Here is a 21077-nt window from a genome sequence, read left to right as displayed (position 1 = left end):
TCTATCCTATATTATGCTCTAACAGCTTCGGTATCAATCGTAAATTTAATATCTTCACCTACTAAGACTCCACCTGCTTCGAGGGCTACATTCCAAGTTAAACCATAGTCTTTTCGATTCACTTTGCCCTCTACACTAAAGGCTACAACTTCATTACCATAAGGGTCTTTCATTGTACCTTCATATGTCGTTTTAAATGTTTCTTGTTTTGTAGTACCCTTAATCGTTAAATCACCAGTCACATCGTACTCATTTGCACCTGACTTTACTATAGCAGTAGACTTGAATGTCATCTTTGGATAATGCTCAACATCAAAAAAATCAGCACTTCTCAAGTGATTATCACGATCGTCGTTACCAGTGTCTACACTGGCTAAGTCGACTTCAAACGTAATATCGGCTGTAGTTAGATCAGTTGGATCCCCATCTATATCTGCAGAAAAATCTTTAAAGGTTCCTTTCACCTTTGAAATCATCATGTGCTTTACAACAAACTCTAGACTTTTATGATTATCGTCTAACTTCCATTTTGCCTTTGTCATGCTAACACTCCCCTTACTTATTTTTTGTAAGTAAATTATATATCATCATAATACTTACGGTTTATAACTTTGTCAACGCAATTATTAAAATAAAAATAATTTTCTAAAAATAATGCTTTTGAAACCTTCCTAATCCTATAACGTAAATGTAATAAGGCATATAAAACAACCATATGTTAGGATAAACTTTTAATATAAACAAAGATTAAAAACAACGATTTAAGAAAAGGGGATATAACGATGATAATTATGACTGGTGAACGGGTTCCTGGACATGAAGTAACGGAAATTTTAGGTCCAGTTTTTGGTTTAACGGTCCGAGCAAGAGGACTAGGGAAAGACATAGGTGCTACTTTTAAAGGTTTATTTGGTGGGGAAATAAAGCAGTATGTTGAAATGCTGGAAGAAGCAAGAAAGGAAGCATTAAATCGTTTAACAGAAAACGCACAGCATATGGGTGCGGATGGCATCATCATGTTTCGCTTTGATTCCGGAAGTATCAGCAACAATATGAGTGAAATTTTAGCTTATGGAACAGCGGTAAAATTGGAGAAAAAATAAGAATGGGCACGTTTATTATTGGCTATTTGATTTTTCAAGTCGTACTCTTTGTCGTAATTCTTCTGATCACAAACCGCACAGATAAGAAAGGGAAGATAAAGTATTATAAGCCCAACGAGGTTCCTGTCGGTTTTATGAAAACAAAGGAATCCTTTATCGATACAAGCACGAAGCAAGTTATATATGTGTATTACAATAAATCAACTGGCCAGCGGATTTATGTCGAATATTAAAACGGGTAGCCTGCATGTATGTGGGCTATTTTTTTATATTCTGTCTGTATCGTTGGCGCAATTCTTCCCTTTCGGCTTCCTTTAATCTTGGACAAGTAAAACAATAATCGCCATCTTTCAGTAAATAGTTCAAACAACACGTACATTCTAACGGCACTGTTTCATTGGGATTGTCTAAGCTTTCAACTTGTTTTTGTTTCACTAGAAATGGATTTCGTTTTCTGTTAAATGACGCAATTGGGTCTAATTCCTTTAAAGTACGATAATCACCCTCTAATTGCTTTTTTACATTCTCCTCGACTTGTGAGGTTAATCCTTCCAAATATAAATCAAATTTGCGAGGCAATTGTCCCCACAGTTGACCTGTACTACAGCCAGAAACTTCACTTAGCTTCTCCATCATTGGTGTAGCTGTATCCTGAAAAAACATGGTCAGTTGCTGACGAACCCAGTCCTCTCGATTGTCGAGTGGGCATTGACCTTCATTCCAGTCTAGCACCTTAAAAGAAAATCGATACGTTTGTTTGTCTGGATATAATTGAACCACGACATTTGCTAACGATAAATGAAGTGCTTTGTTTGTTATAGACAATGTATATTGATTTGCGAACGCGATTCCTGCAAACCATCTAACAAATGCAGCTGCTGTTGCTTTTATGCTCATCGATTTTACAATTGGCGAATAGATACGAAGCAGCTCTTCCATATTGTTTCCTTCTAACAATTTGGAAAAGGACATCGAAAACAGACAGTCTTTTTTATCTTCTTTTGTTACAAAAAACGATTGTTGAAGTGTTTTTACATGCTGCTCTTCCATTCTTTTTTCCCCTTTTTATTTCGTAACTAAGTTATGTTTAAATGCATAAATAACCGCTTGGGTGCGATCTTGCACTTCAAGCTTTCCTAAAATATTGCTCACATGAACCTTCACCGTTTTCAATGCAATAAACAGTTCATCTGCAATTTCCTGGTTACTTTTCCCTTCTGTCATTAAAAGTAATACTTCTTTTTCACGTTCTGTTAATTGCTCGTGAAGGGGAGAATTCGTTTTTTGTCTCATTTTCGTCATGATTTTCCCTGTAACCTCTGGCTCTAATATGGATTGACCCTCAAAGGTTGAACGAATGGCATTGGCTATTTCATTAGCCTTGGATGTTTTTAGCATATAACTTGTTGCACCCGCTTCCAGTGCTGGATATACTTTTTCGTCATCTAAGAAGCTGGTTACAATAATAATTTTGGCTTCCGGCCATTCTTGAATAATTCTTCTCGTCGCCTCAATACCATCCATCTCCTTCATCACGAGGTCCATTAGGATAATGTCTGGTCTTAATTCCAGAGCAAGCCGAACACCCTCTTCTCCATCGGAAGCCTCTGCAACAACTTCGATATCCGCTTGTGATGCCAAGTATGCCGATACTCCAATCCGTACCATCTCGTGATCATCGACAAATAATACGTTGATCATTATCCTTGATCCTCCTTTTTCATATAGGGTACTTTTACTTCCAGTCGCGTTCCCTGATTCTCTAAACTTACTATCTTCAACGTTCCACCAACTTCAAGTGCCCGCTCCTGCATGTTCTGCAATCCATAAGAGCTGGTTTTCGCTTCTTCCACATTGAAGCCAACCCCATCATCTATTATTCGCATGATGATGTTTTCATCTCGCAAGATTAAAAGGACGTGCAAGGAATTCGCATTCGCATGTCGTAACGTATTCGATACACCTTCCTGTAAAATACGAAATAATTGATCTTCTATTCCTTTATCCAACTCAAAAGTCTCCATATTCCAATCCACATCCATTGGCACCTTTTGGGTTAATTCGATTAAGAGCTCCTTTATTCCTTGCTGCAGTGACTTACCCTTTAATGCCACAGGACGAAGATGCAGTAATAATGCCCGCATTTCCATTTGAGATTGGTGTATCATTTTTTCCACCATTTGCAGCTGTTTTTTCATATTAGGATTAGAGGTTACTTCCCCTTCATTTATCGCAGACATCATCATGGAAGCAGCAAACAACTGCTGACTAACAGAATCATGCAGCTCTCGAGCCAATCTATTTCTCTCTTGAATGACAACTTCTTGTAGACTAATTTCCCGTTCATTCGCTCGTTCTGTTGCTAACTTTTGAAATAATTCTGCTTGCTGCTTAAATTTATCTTCAATTTGGATGACTTGATCCTCTAATTTTTTCATTTCTGAGGAAGTATCCATTTCTTTCGTTACTTTTTGACCTTTGATTACTTCGTCGAGCTGGTGCGACAGAATCTTATATTTTTGCTGTGAACTTAACCCGATTGCTAAACCACTTACCATTCCAATTACGATAGATAGTATCAAAATAAGAATGATATACGGTACTTCATAAATACTTGTATTCCATAGTTCTTTCCAATTCTCTAAAGGAAAAGCAAGAAATGTTAAGGAGAGTAGCAGAATGGAGGTGATAAAAGCAATCATTATTCCAACTACTACTTGTTTAAGTATCGTTCTCATATCCGCTTCACCTCCAAATCACCAGAAATAATGGAGGTTACGATTTTGACCCTTGGATGCAAGGTGTCGTAATACTCGGTATGGAAAGAAATCGTGTCATTTAATAGTTTTTCTTGATGCTCTCCTAAAATGGTTGCTCTACCAAAGATCGAACTATGATGGATGCTTACCTCAACTTCATAAGGTACATAAATAACAACGTTCCCTATGAAATGGCGAATGGAAATATCCGCTTGCTCCGGAAGAACTGTGTTACTTAAATCCAAAACACGATCACCGAATCCACTATGAATATTGACATCCGTCCAACGGTATGAGCTTCTACTCGTATATTGATCACCAAATAAACGATTTTGAAGAAGTGGCTCTACTTTTACTAAAGGTTCTTCGTCTAGAGGTTCTTTCGGTTGTACAAAATAGGGTGTATAGGATAACGGGTCTTTTTTCATCCGTTGATAATCCATAAAAAATAAAATAAGACCAGCTACGATTATAAATCGCACCGCAATCATATTTAAAATAGTAAAAAACAGGCTAATGACTCCAATAAAAAAGAAAACCTTACCCCACACACGTTTAAAATTTTTCCAGCCTAGAAATGCAATAACAGCATTAATGAGAACGGAAAAAATTAACCAACCATTGAAAAAGACTACTTCTAAAATGACAAGGAGTATTCCAATGATTAGTATTGTATTAAATGTATCTGTTGATAAACGTTGAAACAATGGAGTCACCACCTTAAGCAAATAGCACAAGCACCTTAAATTAGGTACTAGGGCTACACTTTATGTATATACTCAAGTACTTCGAAATGATGTTATAAACAAGAAAGAAAACGACGCTTATCCTAGCTAGAACAAGCCGTCATTTCCCTTAAATCATACCATATTTCTCATACTTCTACTTTACACTTCTTGTTGTTCCTGCATTTTTCTTTCTAAAGCATCTATTTTACTATCAAATGTATTTCGATAATACGCGCTGTTTACTTTATATTCTAGACTCTGGATGTATTCGTCCATTTCATTAAAACGAGAATACGGTTTATCAATCGATTCACTCATTACTTGATTGATTTTTGCTTGTGCCCGGACCACATTTTCTCTCCCCATTACTTCCATTCTTTTTAGTTTCATATCCTTTAGGCGATGTTTCATTTCCTCGTATTTTTGTTCTAGCAAATCTAATTGTCTAACCGCCTCTAAGCGCATTCCTTTCATACGCTCCGCTCGAGCCTGGTACTCCTCGAATTCTGTATTAGCAAATTCCCACATGGACTCCTCGTTTGCCTTTTTGGCTATTTCAGCTTGACGTTTACGCTTCTCCGCCATTTCGTTCGCTAGATAATGCTCCCTAGTAAACTCCTCTTTTAAACGATATTGACGTTCAATGAGCTTACGAACCTTTTCTGTTTCTTTTTCACTTTCACGAATGTAATGATTTAATTTTGCCATTGGATTTTTTTGCTCTTTCTCATCTAATAGTTCGTGTATATCTTGTGAAACGGTATCTTTAATTCGTTTGAACACATTTGCCATTTCTAAATCTCTCCTTCATTATTAATATTTACTTAGCTCTGCCCATTCCTTTTCAAAATTCATAAATGGATCGTTACTAGAAGATTCGTCATCGAAACGATCGACCTTCTCTTTTTTAAATTCTTTATAAATCAAGTAAAGCCCATATGCTGCAACTAGCCCAATCAAGGCAAATACATTTGTTATGGTCACACTAAGAATGATTAAGCCTAATACGACCCAGGCAATTTTTTTACCTATGGAATCTGCTTTGATGAATTGTTTAAATACGATATATAGCAACCAAATTCCTACACCAAGTAATATCATCGGACCAATGCTACCAATTAGGACAAATAACGCCAACAGCCCTAGCACAAATAGAGTAAAATGTTTCATTTTAATGCCTCCTTTCTTCTTGATTTAATCTTATCGAGAAAAAGAGTTTGACATAATGAACTGGAGCTATATTTTCTGATAAGACTTAAGCCTTATACGGAGCTAAACTGGTAATGAACGATTAGCGTGTAGGTATAATAGGTATAAAGAGTAGATGGAAGGAAGGTGTGTTTCTTTTGAAAAAAAAAGTGGATGATTATGTTAACGAAGGGATATACGGTACGAAGCAAACGAAACCAGAGGAAAGGAGAAAGTATTTAGGAACCATTAGAGAACGAATTGTACTCGTCCTAACGAAAGGACAAGTAATGAAGAAGCGAGGATTAAAAGAGATGGATGCATTAATGAAGGAACATAATGATGCAAAATTACTATTGAACGGAAACATTAGAGTATCTGCTTTTTCACCTTACCGAAAAATAGCTAGCAAAAACCATATTCCCTATACGGTGGTAGCAAATAAAAATACAAAAACAGACTTCGCAGCCATACTTACTTACGACACGAAAGCAATCGATCGAGAGGATATATTTTTAGCTGAGGAGGATATGGTAGAAAAAAAGGAAGAAGAAAAGAATGGACTAGGTGCCTTCTTTAAAAAGTTATTTACTGGTCCAAAGTAATACTTCACCTTTTACCGAACCGTTGGCCTAATCGAAAGACGAAAACAAAAATGGCAATAATCAGTAATATATGGATTAGTCCACCAATAATATTTAACACGAAGCCAATTAACCAAAGTGTAATGAGAATTCCAATAATCGTCCAAAACATGGTTAAACACCTTCTTTCGGGTTGTTGGATATTTATTACATTGTAAAGCATTGCTGCTCTCGTCCATTTTATTGTTAATGAGTGCGAAAAAACGCTGCGGCAAAATACCTCGCTTTCCTGGAGAACGAATCTGAAGCCTCCGCACGAAAAACCACCGCTGCAGGGCATCACGCTTGTGCTAGCCCCTTAGGTGTACGTATTTTGTCTCTGCTGTTGAAAGGTCAAAGAGAACCCTACAGAAAGCGTATTATATTACCGTAGCGTCAACTTAACACTCATTTTTGCATCTATTCCGGTCTTTCTATATCTCTTTATACATGTTCTTATTGTTCAAATGCTTCTGTAACAACAGGCACGATTTGTTTCTTACGGGAAACAACACCTTTTAGTAAAGCTGTTTTATTTTCTAGTTGTACGTTAAATGCCTTTTCCACGATTGTTGCTTCTTTTCCTAAAGCAAGTGCAACAGAATCATTATTTAAAATGTCTGTTACAACAAACAGGAATAAATCTAATCCTTTTTCCTCAACGTTTGTTGTAATGGCGCTTTCTAATTCATCTTGACGGTTTAATACGTCTTGTGGGTCGACCACATTCACTTGAGCAACTTCGACTTTTTTACCTGCCATATCAAATTCTTTTGCATCTAACGTAATAAGTTGTTCTACTGTTTTATCGCTTACGTCTGCACCAGCCTTCAGCATTTCAAGACCATAGCTTTCTGCATCTACTCCAGCAATCTCAGCTAGTTCTTTTGCAGCTTGTACATCTTCGTCAGTGCAAGTTGGTGATTTAAACAATAGAGAATCGGAAATAATTGCAGATAGCATTAAGCCTGCAACCTCTTTACGAATGTCTACTCCATTTTCCTTGTATAGCTTCTTCAAGATTGTTGCTGTACAACCAACTGGCTCTGCACGGTAATACAAAGGATCACTAGTTTCAAAGTTCGCAATTCTATGATGATCGATAACTTCCAATACACGGACCTTATCAATGTCATTAGCACTTTGTTGACGCTCATTATGGTCTACTAAAATTACTTCCTCCACTTCGTTCGCTACAGTCTCAACGAAACGAGGAACCTCTACATGAAACTGTTTTAGTGCGTATTCTGTTTCCCCATTAATTTCTCCAAGACGAACTGGTTCTGCTTCAACACCAAGCTTTGATTTTAACTCTGCATAAGCTATTGCAGAACAAATCGTATCTGTGTCAGGATTTTTATGGCCAAATACAAGTACTTTTCCCATGATCATACTCCTTTTCCTATTCAAAAATTAATTATGTAGTATACTTTATAGAATTCTCCAAACTTCATAACTACAATAAAATAAAGTTAGACAAGAATCAACAATACATTTATTGCATATGTAGTAATTCTTATCTCATCTACGTTTATTATAGTAGATGAAAGCATTTAGGGGAAATTTGGTGAGATTGATATTTTAAAAAAAAAGCTTGGATAACCGGCATTATTGTAATAATATTCCTATTGAGAAGCCTAAACATGAAGTTATCTAAGGAATACAACTCCGCAACAATCGGACCCAATTGTTGCCGAAAAACAAATTTACGAACCGAACGTTCTAAAGTAAACAATCTTCCCATATGAATCTATGTGAAATCTCTTTCCTATCCAAGGTAAAAATTGGGACAATCTAACAGGCTGCTCGTAAATAAACACGTGAAATACAAAATTGAATATAAGGAGCACAACGTTTAATGGATATTATCGAGTTACTAAAGGCATTAATACTAGGAATGGTAGAGGGGTTAACCGAATTTGCCCCCGTATCCTCAACAGGGCATATGATCATTGTGGATGATATGTGGCTGAAATCGGAGGAATTTTTAACAAAGTATGTAGCCAATACTTTTAAGGTTGTCATTCAGCTTGGTTCCATAACGGCTGTTTTATTTGTGTTTAAGGATCGATTTATTGAAATGCTGGGTCTTGATCGCAAAAAAAGAAACGATACGAGTAGAGCAACTCGTTTAAGATTATCTCAAGTAATTGTTGGTTTAATTCCAGCAGGGATTCTCGGTGTTTTATTTGAGGATTACATTGATGAGCATTTGTTTTCTACAGAAACGGTCCTAATTGGATTGTTAATTGGGGCTATCTTTATGATTGGTGCAGATCTTTTTGCTCCAAAACAAATTAAGGTTGAGAGTGTTGATCAAATTTCATACAAGCAAGCCTTTTCTGTCGGCTTAATTCAATGCTTCTCCCTATGGCCAGGATTTTCTAGGTCTGGCGCAACCATCTCAGGCGGGGTTTTACTAGGGATGAGCCACCGGGCAGCAGCTGATTTTACGTTTATTATGGCTGTTCCCATTATGGCTGGAGCCAGCGGATTATCCTTGCTGAAAAACTGGGAATATTTCTCTCTAGATGCGTTGCCATTTTTTATCGTTGGTTTTATTAGTGCCTTTTTATTTGCATTGGTTTCGATTAAATTTTTCTTGAAATTAATCAACCGAGTGAAATTAATTCCTTTTGCTGTTTATCGAATTGTTTTAGTATTTGTCATTTATATTATTTACTTTTAAAAAGCAAAGCGATACTCGTACAAACAGTATCGCTACTTTAATTGATTCCTAAAGCTAAAGTCTCTATAGTGAAATATATAGAAGTGGAATAAATATAAAGGAAGAATCCATTATGACGGAAAAGGATTTTATCAGTCCCTCTTTAGCACAAACCATAGTAGACGCTGCTAAAAACGTAATTGGAAAAGAGATTAACTTTATTGACCTAACGTTCACCATTATTGCAAGCACAGACAAATCCCGGATTGGGAATTATCATACGGCCGCACGTTTGGTAATAGAAATAACGGATATTGTAGAAATAAACGATACGCAGGCTTTCCCTGGAACGAAAACAGGCATTAATTATCCAATCACTGTTGAGAACGTTTTAGTTGGTGTGATTGGCATTACGGGCAATCCAGATGAGTGCCGCTCTCTTGGCTTCCTATTAATGAAAATATGTGAAGTATTCATTAAGGAGCAGCTGTTATTACGGAAAACGACGAAAAGGGATGAATTGAGATCCTCTTTCGTTCGTATGATGCTGTTTGAAGAGGTGGACATAACGGAATCAAAACGTATTAGTTCCGAGCAGCTTGCTTATCCGTTAGAAGAAAACGTATTTGTTGGTATCTTACAACGAAACAGTCCAGATCCCCAACAAATCCAAAACTACATACAGTCCCATAATATTGCGCTATTTACCTATATGTTTCCGAATCAATGTGCTTTTATCGCAAATCAATCAGCATATAAAGCCATTATAAATGAAATTCGTGCTTCCCAAATGGATGAGGACCTGTATATTGCTTTTGGTAATATTACGACAATAGACAGCCTTGCTCTATCGTATCAAAATGCAAAAACCACACTTCAATACGGTATTTCACAGCAAATTCGAGTAGCTGAATATCATTCCTTGCAGTTTGAAATACTTCTTCAGACTGTTGATAAAAGGTCTAAAAATGACTTTATAAACAAGGCGTTAGGGAATCTTAATGATGGGGAAAAAGCACTATTAACATCGTATTTCAAGCAAAATCTATCCTTAAAGGATACTGCTAACAGCTTATTTATCCATAAAAACACGCTTCAATACAGACTGGATAAGATCAAAGAGAAAACGGGATTAGATCCTCGTCATTTTTCTGATTCTATTCAGCTATATGTCGCATTAAAGCTCCAATCTAATTAGTTTGGAGTTTTTTGTGTTTTCGAACAAAAATGAGGCCCTTTCTTTGTCTTCCTTACCATTACATTTTGCATCAAAACCATCTAAAATAAAGATAACGACTAGTGGGAGGAAGCGGATTATGAAAGTACTTATTGCAATCGATTCTTTTAAAGGAAGTCTTTCATCCTTAAAAGCAAGCGAAGCCATTACCAAAGGAATAAAAGAGGTAGACCCTAATATGGAAACCGTGGCTCTACCGTTAGCAGACGGCGGAGAAGGTACAGTAGAAGCGTTAGTGGCTGCAACGAACGGAAGTATTATAACTACAACTGTAACTGGTCCATTAGGAGGATCAGTTGAAGCCAATTATGGTATATTAGGTAATCAAAACACGGCTGTTATTGAAGTTGCGGAGGCCTGTGGGTTACCTTTGGTGCCAATATCCCACAGGAACCCAGCAATCACTACTACTTATGGTGTAGGGGAGCTCATTAGCGATGCAGTAAATAAGGGTTGTAGAGATTTCATCATTGGGCTTGGCGGAAGTGCCACGAACGATGCTGGAGTAGGGATGCTCCAAGCTTTAGGATATCGTTTTTTGGATGAAGACTATCAAGAAATTGGATATGGCGGCATCGAGCTTATGAAGCTTGGACATATTGATTCCTCCAAGGTACGTCCTGACCTAAAGGAGAGCTCATTCCGTATTGCATGTGATGTTCATAATCCTTTATATGGTCCGAATGGAGCTGCCTATGTGTTTGGTCCACAAAAAGGAGCTTCCAGTGAAATGGTGGAGGAACTTGATCAAGGCTTGAAGCATTTTGCAGCAATCGTTCATAAGGAAACCGGTATTAACTTTCAGCACATTGCTGGTGCAGGGGCAGCCGGTGGTTTAGGGGCAGCATTTGCAGGATTCCTAAATAGCAACATGCAATCTGGTATTGACTTGGTCTTAGAAGTAATTAGACTTGCAGAGCAACTAAAAGATGTGGATCTCGTTATTACTGGAGAAGGAAAGCTTGACGGGCAAACCAGTATGGGGAAAGCACCAGTCGGAGTTGCTGCTAAAGCCTCTGAACAAGGCATTCCCGTTATTGCACTAGCGGGCGGGACGACAAAGGAAGCCGAAGTTTTGAATACACTAGGCGTAACCAGCTACTTCTCCATTGTCAACGGACCTGTATCGTTAGAAGAAGCAATGAGACCAGAAAACGCCTACTACAATCTAAAAACAAGTGCAAGTCAGCTATTGCGACTTATAAAAGCTTTTTATTAAATATGGAGAATGAGGCAAGCCAGAAAAGGGACGAGTATTTTTCTTTTCTGGCTCGTATTATGCTAGTATCGGCGAGTAAACATTGGACATTGACGAGTATTTTTCAGACTGACGCGTATTTTCAACATTAGACGAGTATTTTCCCTTGATTGAAGAATAAAATCGGTAATAGACGAGTATTCAGGATATTGACGAATAAATGTCTAAAATAGACAAGTAAAATTATCACGGTGACGAATGACTCCCTTTAATTCGCGAGTATTTATCTGTTTTCCGATTTTTTCTTAAGATATTCGCCACGCCACACAAAAAATTCGAAGCGTTGCTATGACATGTCCCTCATTTAGCTAATAATGAGTCCCATTTATTTAACTGGTATCATAATCGTAAACTCAGGATCATGTGAGTATGCACTTTCGTTCATTGGATATGCTTCATAATGTGTTAAAAACGTCGTATCGAGTTCATATCCGTTTTCCTTAATCCAATTATATATTTTGGTATAAGTTTCTTGGATATTATCTCCTCTTTTATGATGGGTTTTTACATAACGGAGTGTTGGGATTTGAATCTTGACCATACCTTCAGGCGCTTCTGAGTTACCTTCTACTTCCACAACAGAATAATGCTTAAAACGATTGCTGCTTGGATTTTCATGGTTCGAAATTCCAAGATGCACATCTGGATGAACCACCTGTTTTATATCATGAAGTGTGTTTTGTAATGTTTTCATGATCTCCCTTATCTCTCCTGCACCAGCCTGTTCAAAAGTTCCTTCCCATGCTAATCCAATTGCTTGAAATGATGGTTTCGTCACAACTTCTATTTCCATTTTTTACTCCTCCGTTTCATTATCTATTCCTTTAACACATACGACAAAAGAAAATAGATTCCTTTTCTCTAAAGGAATAAATACGCCATTAGAGGACTAATGATGGAAATAACTACCGCACAAATGGTCATGGCAACTGTGCTAAAGGCTCCTTCCTTTTCCCCATCCTCCATAATCTTAGAAGTACCAATCGCATGGGAAGCTGTACCCATTCCTACTCCTTTACCTAAATAGTGATCGATTTTAAATAGCCTTAGCAGCGTTGGACCAATGACAGCTCCACCAATCCCTGCAATCATAACAAATACCGCTGTTAACGAGGGTATCCCTCCAATAGACTTGGTTACTTCCGTTGCCACTGCTGTAGTAGAGTTTTCTGGAATAAGGGAAAAAATAATGTCATCGTCAAATTTCATCCACTTCGCTATTAAAATAACAAAGGTTATCCCTATAGATGCCCCTATGGAAACACCTACTATTATTGGGATTGGATTCTTCTTCAACAACTCCCATTGTTTGTATAATGGATATGCCAGTGCTACCACAGCTGGACCTAACAACCATTCGATTATATTTCCACCAATCATATAAGTCTCATACGGTATCTGGAACAATAGCAAAATCAAAATCCCGATTATAGTAGACACAAATATTGGGAGCGTAATAGGATGAGGAAATCGTTTATTTAAAGCACGGGTTAGCATATAAAGAATTAAGGTAAAAAGAATTCCACCTATCCCAATCAGTACTTCACTCATATTCTTTTTCCCTCCTTTTTACAAGAGTCTGACTAACGAAACCAGCTGTGATCATAACTAGTACTGTACTTACTAGAACAATAGGGATTAACAACAAACCTCTCCCACTAAATAAATGTAAATATTCTAGTATTCCAATAGTAACAGGAATAAATAGTAGAACTAAATGGTTTATCAGAAGCGTGGCGCCGTCATGGATCCACGCTGGATTAAACTTTCTCATTAATAACGCTACTAATAAAAGAAGCATTCCAATGATACTTCCTGGAATAAATAAGTCCAGTGCTTGTTGTATCCACGTTCCTACTAAATAAAAAAGGATTAAAATCCCAATATGTAAAATTATTTTCACGACATTCATTGTCTCTCCTCCAACTTAAAATATAACTCAACCTAACGAACAAAATTGTATCAGTATGTGTGAAACAATGGAATCATTACTTCATGTATATGTAACTAGGAGGATTCCCTAGTCGTTTCAAATACCTATGGATTTGTGTTGATTTAATATTATTTCTTTTTATGGGATAATAAAGGAAACTAACATACGATAAGGAAGGCGGAATCAGTTATGGAGAAGCTACTATTCATCGAAACTGGAATGGGGATAGATGTCCACGGTCAAAACATTACAAAAGCATCTGTAAGAGCTGTTCAAAATGCGATACATTTTAATTCCATGCCTGGAATAAAAGATCTATTACCTGGCCAGGATTTACATAACATGCATGTTAACGTGAAATTGGCTATACCAGCAGATAAGGAAAAGCTAGATAAAGAAGCCATTAAAAATGAAATACCTTATGGAACCGTTACAATTGATGTAATGGACGGTGGAATGGCTACTACAAGTGGAATCGTTTTAAAAGATAAAGAAGATGTAAATGACTTAATGTATATTGTCATAGCCTCAGTGGAAGTAGGATATTAATGAGAATAGCGGAAACGCCTTAGCTGGAGCTGGAGGATGGCAATCCCTACCACAGTTTTTGAAATTTATAATTTCCAAATAAAAAACGGACAGAGCGCCTGTCCGTTTTAATCATCCTCATTTATATTTTTCCCATAGAATATTTCATCCATCTCCATTACCAATTTTTCTGTGATTTCTCTTTGTTCCTCTTTCGTTAGTTTGTCTTTCGTATAACCAAATAAGTAATTATTTAAATCAAAATCTCTCAGCTTACACTTCGTATGAAAAATATGCTCCTGGTACACATTCACATCAATCATCTGATATTGCTGCTTAATGTCTTCTGGAATGTAATTTTGAATAGAGTTTATTTCATGATCGATAAAAAGCTTATTCCCTTTTTTATCCCGAGTAAATCCTCGCACTCTGTAATCCATGGTCATAATGTCTGTATCAAAGGAATGAATTAAATAGTGCAATGCTTTTAACGGTGATATTTCACCACAAGTGGACACATCAATATCCGCCCTAAAGGTACTAATCCCTTCATATGGATGATATTCTGGGTACGTATGAACCGTAATATGACTTTTATCAAGTTGTGTAACAACAGAATTGGGTAAAGGACCTGGGGTTTCTTCAAAGGACTCTGTCGGGACTTCTACTACTGGGCCTTCTGAAACCAATAACGTCACACTAGCACCTTGAGGTACATAATCCTGTTTTGCGATATTAAGCACATGTGCACCAATAAGATCGGATACATTATTTAATATTTCTGTTAAGCGATCTGCATTATATTGTTCGTCAATATATTCTATGTATGCCTCCCGCTCCTCTTTTGTTTTCGTATAACAAATATCATACATATTAAAGCTCAAGGTTTTGGTAAGATTATTGAAGTTGTGTAATTCAATCCGTTCTTTATTCGAAAGGTTCATTACGATGCCCCCCAAAAGTTTAAGTCAAACTTATGTATTCTCATTGATATTAACTTAACCGACCAGCCTTCATTTTATTACTTTTACTATTTTCAGAAAATTTTGGTATAATTTACTAAAAGCTAATGTAGAAGTAAGGGGGTAATGATGGATAAAAAATTAAACGTAACGTTTTATACCATTGCAAGCTTAGCTCTAGTCGTATTTGTCTTTTTTATTTTTGAAGGAGTAAATCAGTATGATGAGCGCACTAAAGGAGACTTAAAGGAAGAAAAACCGAATGTGGAAGAGGCAGCGTCAGAAACGCATTTACCCAAACTTGAGTCATTTGAAGCTACTTCAGTTCCACCAGGTTCGAACGGCATATATGAAATAACCTATGAATTAAACGCGGAAGATTGGTTTACTGTTCATGCCTCTATTGATGTTGAAAACCTCTCCGAAGATGAATGGGATAACATTGCTTTCTATTTAGTTCCAAATGCTTTCACGGAAGAAAACAAACCGAAAAAGATGCTTTTAGAATCATTAAAATTAGAGATAAACGATATCACTGTGAATGGAGAAAAAGCGGAATACGATTTAGAAAATAATAATCTTTTCGTCCAATTAGAAGAAAAACTTGCACCTCAAAAATCTGTCAATGTCGACATTTCCTATAAGATGAAAATCCCGGCTAGTAGCGTTCGGTTAAGAAAGAACGGTGGCGGCTATTATTTAGTATACAGCTATCCAATGCTTGCCACATATCAAGATAATGACTGGAATATTGAGCATTTCAACCCGAATGGAGAGTCCTATCATACAGGTTATGGAGATTTCACCGTACACTATAAATTACCCGAGGATTATTATGTTGTAAGCTCAGGAATTGATGGCAAACCTGTACCTCACTCTTCTGGGACAATAACCATAAAAGCGATTAAAGATTTTTACATTGCCTTTTTAGACCCTGCAAATTGGGAAGTAGAAACGGAAGAATCGGATAGCAATGTGACATTTAGATCTTTTGTAAGACATACCGATACGCAACTATTACATCCTAGTTTAGGATATATGAAAGAAGCTCTTCACTTCTATGAACAAAATATAGGAGCATTTCCTGGTAAAGAGCTCGATTTGATTTCAAATGAAGGAGCAATGGAATATCCTTTTGTTATCGAAGGTTATAGTGGTAGGTTTGATCAACAGTCGATAGAAAATGTAATTGCACATGAAATGGCACACCAATATTTTTATCATTCTGTTTCAAACGATCCTTTTAAAGAGGCGTGGTTAGATGAGGGATTGACTGAATTTGTAGTTACTCTTTACTTATATGAACGCTACAAATCCGAGACCTTGGCCATGTATCGTCCAAATGCTTTCACGAAAAACTTTGATTCTATTCTTGTGAACCACTCTATTGAAGAATATGACAATAACAACTATGGCGCAGGTGTTTATGGCATGCCTGCTTATCGATTATGGCATTACTTTCATAAGGAACAAACGATTGAGGATGCATTGGATTTCTTATCCGCTTATTATGAAACGTATTTTCATAAACAAGTAACTACAGAAGAATTTATTCGCTTTTTTGAAGCTTATCATGGTAAGCATGAGCACGAATTCTTTAATAAGTGGATAGATATTGATTGGTCAACAGTTCATTAATTTATTTTGTTTGTAAAGCCATCCTAATTCTCCTTATGAGTAAACCCTTTCATTACTCTTTAAATTAAGTAGAAATATAAAGACTGCTATAAACTATTTACAGCAGTCTTTATATTTATCCAATGTTTTTTCCGTTAATTTATTTAGTTCATCCACACTTTGTCCTCTTACTTTCTCATCTGTTACTCGATATTTATCTTTTACTTGAAGGATTCTCTCTACACTTTCATTAATGCTCTCTTCTGATATTTCACCTTTGTGCACTGCTTTTTCTATAGCATTCATTACCGCGACTACCTTTTGATCATCATGAGCAACCATAATAATATCGCTTCCTGCTTTGACAGATTCTACCGCTGCCTGATCAATTAAATAATTATCTGTAATTGCCTCCATCGTCATATCGTCCGTAATGACTACTCCATTAAAATCAAGCTCTTTACGCAACATTTGTGTAATCACTTTTTTCGACATCGATGAGGGATACGTATCATCAATTTTTGGTAATAAAATATGCGCAATCATCACCATATCTGCACCTTCATTTATTGCAGCTTCAAAGGGAATCAATTCTAATTCCTTTAGCTCTTTAAGGCTTTTATTTACAGTTGGTAGCTCTAAATGCGAATCAACGGACGTATCCCCATGACCTGGAAAATGCTTGATCACTGGAATAATCTTTTCTGCTTCTATGCCTTTCATTGTTTCGATCCCAAGCTCTTGTACAATTTCTACTTTATCCCCAAACGCTCTATCGCCGATAATCGGATTGTTGGGATTACTATTCACATCTAGTACAGGGGCAAAATTGACATTAAAGCCAAAAGCCTTTACCTGTTTACCTAAAAGCGTTCCAACCTCATAAGCATATTCTATACTATTCATCTCCCCTATTGCTTGATTGCTAGGTAAAGGAACAAGATTACCTGGTAACCTCGTTATCCGCCCACCCTCTTGATCCACCCCAATAAAAAGAGGGGCTTTGTTATCTTGATTAAGTTCCTTGATTTCATTAATAAGCTGAATTGCTTGCTCTGGACTCGTTAAATTTTCCTTGAATAAAATAACTCCTCCAACATGATTGTTTCTTATTAAAGTTTTTTCTGCTTCTGTTAAGGATTTCCCAGATACTCCAACAAAAAGCATTTGACCAATTTTTTCATGTAAATGCATTTCTTCTACACTGATTTGACTTGGAGGTTCTTCCTGTTCCGTTGCAATAGGATTATTGACTTCAACTGCCTCGTCTTTTTTAGATTGCTCGTTTTCGAATATGAAAAAAGTAGTACTTATAAGGATACTAACAAATACGAATAAATAGGATAGCTTTCTAAACATACATACACCCCAGTCTAATTGTGTTCGACTACCCCTCTAAATTTCCACTATTTCTAAATAATATGCTTCATACCTCATCGAATTGGACGTTCATCATGGCATTTTGCTACATGTTTCTCGATAAAAATTAAGGAAATACTAAATAAGGAAAAGCTTTGGTCGTTACATGTCAAGCCTCACCTCTGCAAGATTATAGGATTTGGCGTAAAATAAAAAGTAGATAGAATATACTTATCGGAGATGAAAATGGTGTTTAAAGATATATCTTTAGAAGAATTATTTACGAAGCAAAAAAATGGAGTAACTGTGGTCGATGTACGTTCTCCTTCTGAACATAAGGATGCAAAAATACCTTGGAGTATAAATATTCCTGTGTTTGACGATAGGGAAAGAGCTGAGGTTGGAACACTTTATAAACAGGCTGGACCTGAAGCTGCAAAGGAACGTGGGATTGAAATTATCTCTAGAAAACTACCAAGCTTTGTAAAGCAATGTGAAGCCATAAAAGGAGAAAAGGTTGTTTACTGCTGGCGTGGTGGTATGCGTAGTAAGATTGCAGCTACTATGATTGACCTTGCTGGAACAACAGCACACCGACTGTCTGGTGGATTTCGCACCTATCGAAATTGGGTAGTGGACACTCTTAACAATATGGATTTCAAACCTACATTTTATGTATTAAATGGATTTACTGGCATCGGAAAAACAAAGATATTGCAGCAGCTAAAGGATGAGGATTATCCTGTTATCGATTTAGAAAAAATGGCCCAACACCGAGGGTCCATCTTTGGACAAATTGGGTTGGAGCCAAATAATCAAAAAACCTTTGATTCTCTTTTAGTCCATGAACTAATTCGTTACCAGGATGCTCCTTTTGTTCTAATAGAGGGAGAAAGCAAACGAATCGGTAAAGTCCTTCTTCCTGATTTTCTACTACAGAAAAAGAATGAAGGGATACAGTTATATATTGAGCTCCCGATTGAAGAGCGAGTGAAGCAAATATTAGAGGATTACAGCCCAGATGAACACCGGGAAGAATGTTTAAGTGCATTTCAGCGGATCAAAAAAAGAATACACACACCAATAGCAAAGGAAATAGAAGAAGACCTGCTTAATGGCTCTTTCGATGTCGCAGTTCGCCTTCTTTTGGAATATTACTACGACCCACGCTATAAACATTCCATAAGCCAATACGCCGACGAAAAAACCATCATCATCAAAGCCAGAAACAAACATGAAGCTGTCGAAAAAGTTAAGAGTGCCTGTCACTCCCCGAGTTTTGGCGAATAATGTCGAAAATCGAAGGAATACATGATTCCTTCGATTTTTCTATTTGAACGGAAGGAACGTATTAAGAATAACCGTGACACCCTATACATATTGTGGTAGTATTTTACTCTTACATAACGAAAATTTAGGAACGGAGTTTTAGGATGGGTGCAAAGAAAAGGGTTGTCGGTTTAGCGTTATTAACTGCATTAGCCATTATGGGGGATTCCATGCTTCTTATTGTACTACCAATTCAGTGGGAGGAATTTGGTTTAACAGCTGTTTGGCAAATTGGGGTTATCTTTTCCATTAATCGGTTTATTCGACTTCCAATTAATCCTCTAATCGGCCTTTTTTATAAAAAGTTTCAACTGCGTACGGGATTACTTATCGCGATCGCTCTTGCTGCTATATCTACTTTTTCTTATGGAATGAGTCAAACATTCTGGTTTCTCGTTATCATGAGGGCTGTTTGGGGAATAGCCTGGTCACTCCTTAGATTAGGTGGTTATTTAACCGTAATTGATGTTTCCACTAAAGCGACACGCGGAAAATACATGGGTCTGTACAATGGATTGTGGGGTCTAGGTGGATTAGTAGGGATGCTTGGCGGAGGTATATTAGCGGATCAAACTTCTATTGTGTTTGTAACGAGCCTATTTGCAATGTTTGCTCTCTTTGGCTTCCCTATGATTCTTGCATTTGTTCCTAGTAAACCGAAAGAAGAAGTAGAAACAACATCACCGCAATCACCAACTAGCAAAACGTTTACACCTTACATTTGGAGGGTGTTATTTACAGGCTTCACATTAGGCTTTATTGTTTTTGGGTTATTCGCTACTACGTTAAGCCCACTAGTAGAAAGAAGCTATACAGAAGCGTGGTCACTATTTGGTTTATCTATCGGAGCCGCAACTCTAGCAGGAATTATCCAGGCAATTAAATGGGGTACAGATCCCCTTATTGCTTCCTATACAGGTAAACGACTGGATGCGTCAACCAATCAAATTAAGATATTAGTTCTTACCGTGATAGCAGGTGGCATTTTGTTACTTATACTTGGCTTCTTACCAATGATGAGTCTATTAATCGTATTTATTTTCGTCTTCCAAATCATTTTGACTATGTTTTTAACTGCTACGGATACACTAGCTACCAACGCGGCAGCACAGACAGGCAACTCGATTAAAGTCATTACTGCACATACCATCGTTGTGGATGTGGGAGCAGCAATGGGACCGTTTCTCTCGTATCTTGTCATTGAATTTTTCAATATTACCGCTGTGTATGTCATTTCTAGTATTTTTATGTTTGGATTGGCAGCTATGTGGTACGTATTTGAAAAAGGCCTTAAGGTAAATCGTAAACAGGTAGGTTCAACACCATCTATATAAGCAAAAAAAGTTGATGAATTGGAATAAAAGTATTATTATTTTTATGTAGTTTTAGTAAAGACACTTTTATTCGATGCTGGTGTAGCACAGCTGGTAGTGCACTTCACTCGTAATGAAGGGGTCGCAGGTTCGAATCCTGTCACCAGCATTACCTAGAGGCATAATAATTATTTAGATTCTTAAAGGCAGAAGCAATCGTCCCACCTCCAACAAAGATTTTTACAAAGTTTCGCAATACAATGCTCCTTTCTTTTATTAAAAAAGACCCCTGAACGGAGTCTAATTTCAAATGTTCTACTAAACTATCAATTTAAAAGGTAATACATAAATAAATCGATTAACCCGTACTTGTATTGGGCATAAAATAAGTAGGCTAAATATAATAGGAAGCCTATACTCCAAATAATAGTCCTTGATTTCCTGTCGTTGAAATATCCACTCAAAAAACTTA

Annotated in this window: 24 protein-coding genes and 1 tRNA gene; 11 read left to right on the top strand and 14 right to left on the bottom strand. The window is 36.9% G+C overall.

Annotation, left to right across the window (positions count from 1 at the left end):
* Positions 1-11: 11 nt before the first annotated feature.
* Positions 12-542 (bottom strand): YceI family protein, encoded by a 531-nt coding sequence (locus C1A05_RS16110; RefSeq protein ID WP_102029270.1) that lies wholly within the window; start codon positions 540-542, stop codon positions 12-14.
* Positions 543-782: 240 nt separating this feature from the next.
* On the opposite strand from C1A05_RS16110, the gene C1A05_RS16105 reads away from it, so the two are divergent.
* Both C1A05_RS16105 and C1A05_RS16100 read left to right on the top strand, forming a co-directional pair.
* Positions 783-1103: a YbjQ family protein gene (locus tag C1A05_RS16105; protein ID WP_102029269.1), complete on the top strand. Its 321-nt coding sequence runs from the start codon at positions 783-785 to the stop codon at positions 1101-1103.
* A gap of 2 nt (positions 1104-1105) precedes the next feature.
* Positions 1106-1336 carry a hypothetical protein gene (locus C1A05_RS16100; RefSeq protein WP_102029268.1) on the top strand — a complete coding sequence of 77 codons (231 nt, stop codon included), beginning with the start codon at positions 1106-1108 and terminating at the stop codon, positions 1334-1336.
* Positions 1337-1361: 25 nt separating this feature from the next.
* Here the strand turns inward: C1A05_RS16100 and C1A05_RS16095 are convergent, their stop codons facing one another.
* From C1A05_RS16095 to C1A05_RS16070, 6 genes are all read right to left on the bottom strand, one after another.
* The gene (locus tag C1A05_RS16095; RefSeq protein WP_102029267.1) at positions 1362-2153 is read right to left on the bottom strand and encodes a (2Fe-2S)-binding protein; all 792 of its coding nucleotides are present in this window, start codon (positions 2151-2153) and stop codon (positions 1362-1364) included.
* 15 nt (positions 2154-2168) lie between these two features.
* Positions 2169-2804: a response regulator transcription factor gene (locus C1A05_RS16090; RefSeq protein WP_102029266.1), complete on the bottom strand. Its 636-nt coding sequence runs from the start codon at positions 2802-2804 to the stop codon at positions 2169-2171.
* Complete coding sequence (locus C1A05_RS16085; RefSeq protein WP_102029265.1) at positions 2804-3841, bottom strand: sensor histidine kinase; 1038 nt, start codon at positions 3839-3841, stop codon at positions 2804-2806. The genes C1A05_RS16090 and C1A05_RS16085 overlap by 1 nt, the downstream gene beginning before the upstream one ends.
* Positions 3838-4578, bottom strand: coding sequence for a cell wall-active antibiotics response protein LiaF (gene liaF, locus C1A05_RS16080; RefSeq protein WP_306373280.1), 741 nt, complete (start codon positions 4576-4578; stop codon positions 3838-3840). The genes C1A05_RS16085 and liaF overlap by 4 nt, the downstream gene beginning before the upstream one ends.
* Before the next feature lie 171 nt (positions 4579-4749).
* Complete coding sequence (locus C1A05_RS16075) at positions 4750-5382, bottom strand: PspA/IM30 family protein (RefSeq protein ID WP_102029263.1); 633 nt, start codon at positions 5380-5382, stop codon at positions 4750-4752.
* A gap of 21 nt (positions 5383-5403) precedes the next feature.
* Entirely contained in the window at positions 5404-5760 is a 357-nt protein-coding gene (locus C1A05_RS16070; RefSeq protein WP_102029262.1) for a lmo0954 family membrane protein, read from the bottom strand.
* 176 nt (positions 5761-5936) lie between these two features.
* On the opposite strand from C1A05_RS16070, the gene C1A05_RS16065 reads away from it, so the two are divergent.
* On the top strand, positions 5937-6383 hold the full coding sequence (locus C1A05_RS16065) for a YueI family protein (RefSeq protein ID WP_373419486.1): 447 nt from the start codon (positions 5937-5939) through the stop codon (positions 6381-6383).
* 4 nt (positions 6384-6387) lie between these two features.
* On the opposite strand, the gene C1A05_RS17890 is transcribed toward C1A05_RS16065, so the two are convergent.
* Together C1A05_RS17890 and C1A05_RS16060 are read right to left on the bottom strand one after the other, a co-directional pair.
* Positions 6388-6534, bottom strand: a complete 147-nt coding sequence (locus tag C1A05_RS17890) for a lmo0937 family membrane protein (protein WP_145997326.1) — start codon at positions 6532-6534, stop codon at positions 6388-6390.
* 323 nt (positions 6535-6857) lie between these two features.
* Positions 6858-7787 (bottom strand): manganese-dependent inorganic pyrophosphatase, encoded by a 930-nt coding sequence (locus tag C1A05_RS16060; RefSeq protein WP_102029260.1) that lies wholly within the window; start codon positions 7785-7787, stop codon positions 6858-6860.
* Positions 7788-8259: 472 nt separating this feature from the next.
* On the opposite strand from C1A05_RS16060, the gene C1A05_RS16055 reads away from it, so the two are divergent.
* The 3 genes from C1A05_RS16055 to C1A05_RS16045 all read left to right on the top strand — a co-directional run bounded on the left by C1A05_RS16055 (position 8260) and on the right by C1A05_RS16045 (position 11525).
* Positions 8260-9090, top strand: coding sequence for an undecaprenyl-diphosphate phosphatase (locus tag C1A05_RS16055; protein ID WP_102029259.1), 831 nt, complete (start codon positions 8260-8262; stop codon positions 9088-9090).
* Positions 9091-9202: 112 nt separating this feature from the next.
* Positions 9203-10267 (top strand): CdaR family transcriptional regulator, encoded by a 1065-nt coding sequence (locus C1A05_RS16050; RefSeq protein WP_102029258.1) that lies wholly within the window; start codon positions 9203-9205, stop codon positions 10265-10267.
* A gap of 118 nt (positions 10268-10385) precedes the next feature.
* Positions 10386-11525 (top strand): glycerate kinase family protein, encoded by a 1140-nt coding sequence (locus C1A05_RS16045; RefSeq protein WP_102029257.1) that lies wholly within the window; start codon positions 10386-10388, stop codon positions 11523-11525.
* 364 nt (positions 11526-11889) lie between these two features.
* Here C1A05_RS16045 and C1A05_RS16040 read toward each other — a convergent pair whose 3' ends face one another.
* The 3 genes from C1A05_RS16040 to C1A05_RS16030 form a co-directional block, all read right to left on the bottom strand.
* Positions 11890-12357, bottom strand: a complete 468-nt coding sequence (locus tag C1A05_RS16040; RefSeq protein ID WP_102029256.1) for a GyrI-like domain-containing protein — start codon at positions 12355-12357, stop codon at positions 11890-11892.
* A gap of 68 nt (positions 12358-12425) precedes the next feature.
* Positions 12426-13115 (bottom strand): LrgB family protein, encoded by a 690-nt coding sequence (locus tag C1A05_RS16035; RefSeq protein ID WP_102029255.1) that lies wholly within the window; start codon positions 13113-13115, stop codon positions 12426-12428.
* Entirely contained in the window at positions 13108-13476 is a 369-nt protein-coding gene (locus C1A05_RS16030) for a CidA/LrgA family protein (RefSeq protein WP_102029254.1), read from the bottom strand. The genes C1A05_RS16035 and C1A05_RS16030 overlap by 8 nt, the downstream gene beginning before the upstream one ends.
* Before the next feature lie 210 nt (positions 13477-13686).
* Between C1A05_RS16030 and C1A05_RS16025 the strand changes: the two genes are divergently transcribed.
* Complete coding sequence (locus C1A05_RS16025) at positions 13687-14046, top strand: Lin0512 family protein (protein WP_102029253.1); 360 nt, start codon at positions 13687-13689, stop codon at positions 14044-14046.
* A 107-nt stretch (positions 14047-14153) separates the two neighbouring features.
* Here C1A05_RS16025 and speD read toward each other — a convergent pair whose 3' ends face one another.
* Positions 14154-14969, bottom strand: a complete 816-nt coding sequence (speD, locus tag C1A05_RS16020; protein ID WP_102029252.1) for an adenosylmethionine decarboxylase — start codon at positions 14967-14969, stop codon at positions 14154-14156.
* Between the two features lie 147 nt (positions 14970-15116).
* On the opposite strand from speD, the gene C1A05_RS16015 reads away from it, so the two are divergent.
* Positions 15117-16625, top strand: a complete 1509-nt coding sequence (locus C1A05_RS16015) for a M1 family metallopeptidase (RefSeq protein ID WP_159462100.1) — start codon at positions 15117-15119, stop codon at positions 16623-16625.
* Positions 16626-16718: 93 nt separating this feature from the next.
* Here the strand turns inward: C1A05_RS16015 and nagZ are convergent, their stop codons facing one another.
* Positions 16719-17963, bottom strand: a complete 1245-nt coding sequence (gene nagZ / locus C1A05_RS16010) for a beta-N-acetylhexosaminidase (protein WP_102029250.1) — start codon at positions 17961-17963, stop codon at positions 16719-16721.
* A 249-nt stretch (positions 17964-18212) separates the two neighbouring features.
* Between nagZ and mnmH the strand changes: the two genes are divergently transcribed.
* The 3 genes from mnmH (at position 18213) to C1A05_RS15995 (ending at position 20774) form a co-directional block, all read left to right on the top strand.
* The gene (gene mnmH / locus C1A05_RS16005; RefSeq protein ID WP_102029370.1) at positions 18213-19253 is read left to right on the top strand and encodes a tRNA 2-selenouridine(34) synthase MnmH; all 1041 of its coding nucleotides are present in this window, start codon (positions 18213-18215) and stop codon (positions 19251-19253) included.
* A 143-nt stretch (positions 19254-19396) separates the two neighbouring features.
* A complete protein-coding gene (locus tag C1A05_RS16000) occupies positions 19397-20626 on the top strand; it encodes an MFS transporter (protein ID WP_102029249.1) in 1230 nt (409 codons plus the stop codon).
* Positions 20627-20701: 75 nt separating this feature from the next.
* Positions 20702-20774, top strand: a tRNA-Thr gene (locus tag C1A05_RS15995).
* The last annotated feature ends 303 nt before the right edge of the window (positions 20775-21077 follow it).

The sequence above is a fragment of the Salirhabdus sp. Marseille-P4669 genome, assembly GCF_900240405.1.
GTDB lineage: Bacteria > Bacillota > Bacilli > Bacillales > Alkalibacillaceae > OEQK01.
Note: the sequence above shows the minus strand (reverse complement) of the source record. Positions and strands in the feature narration are given on the sequence as shown.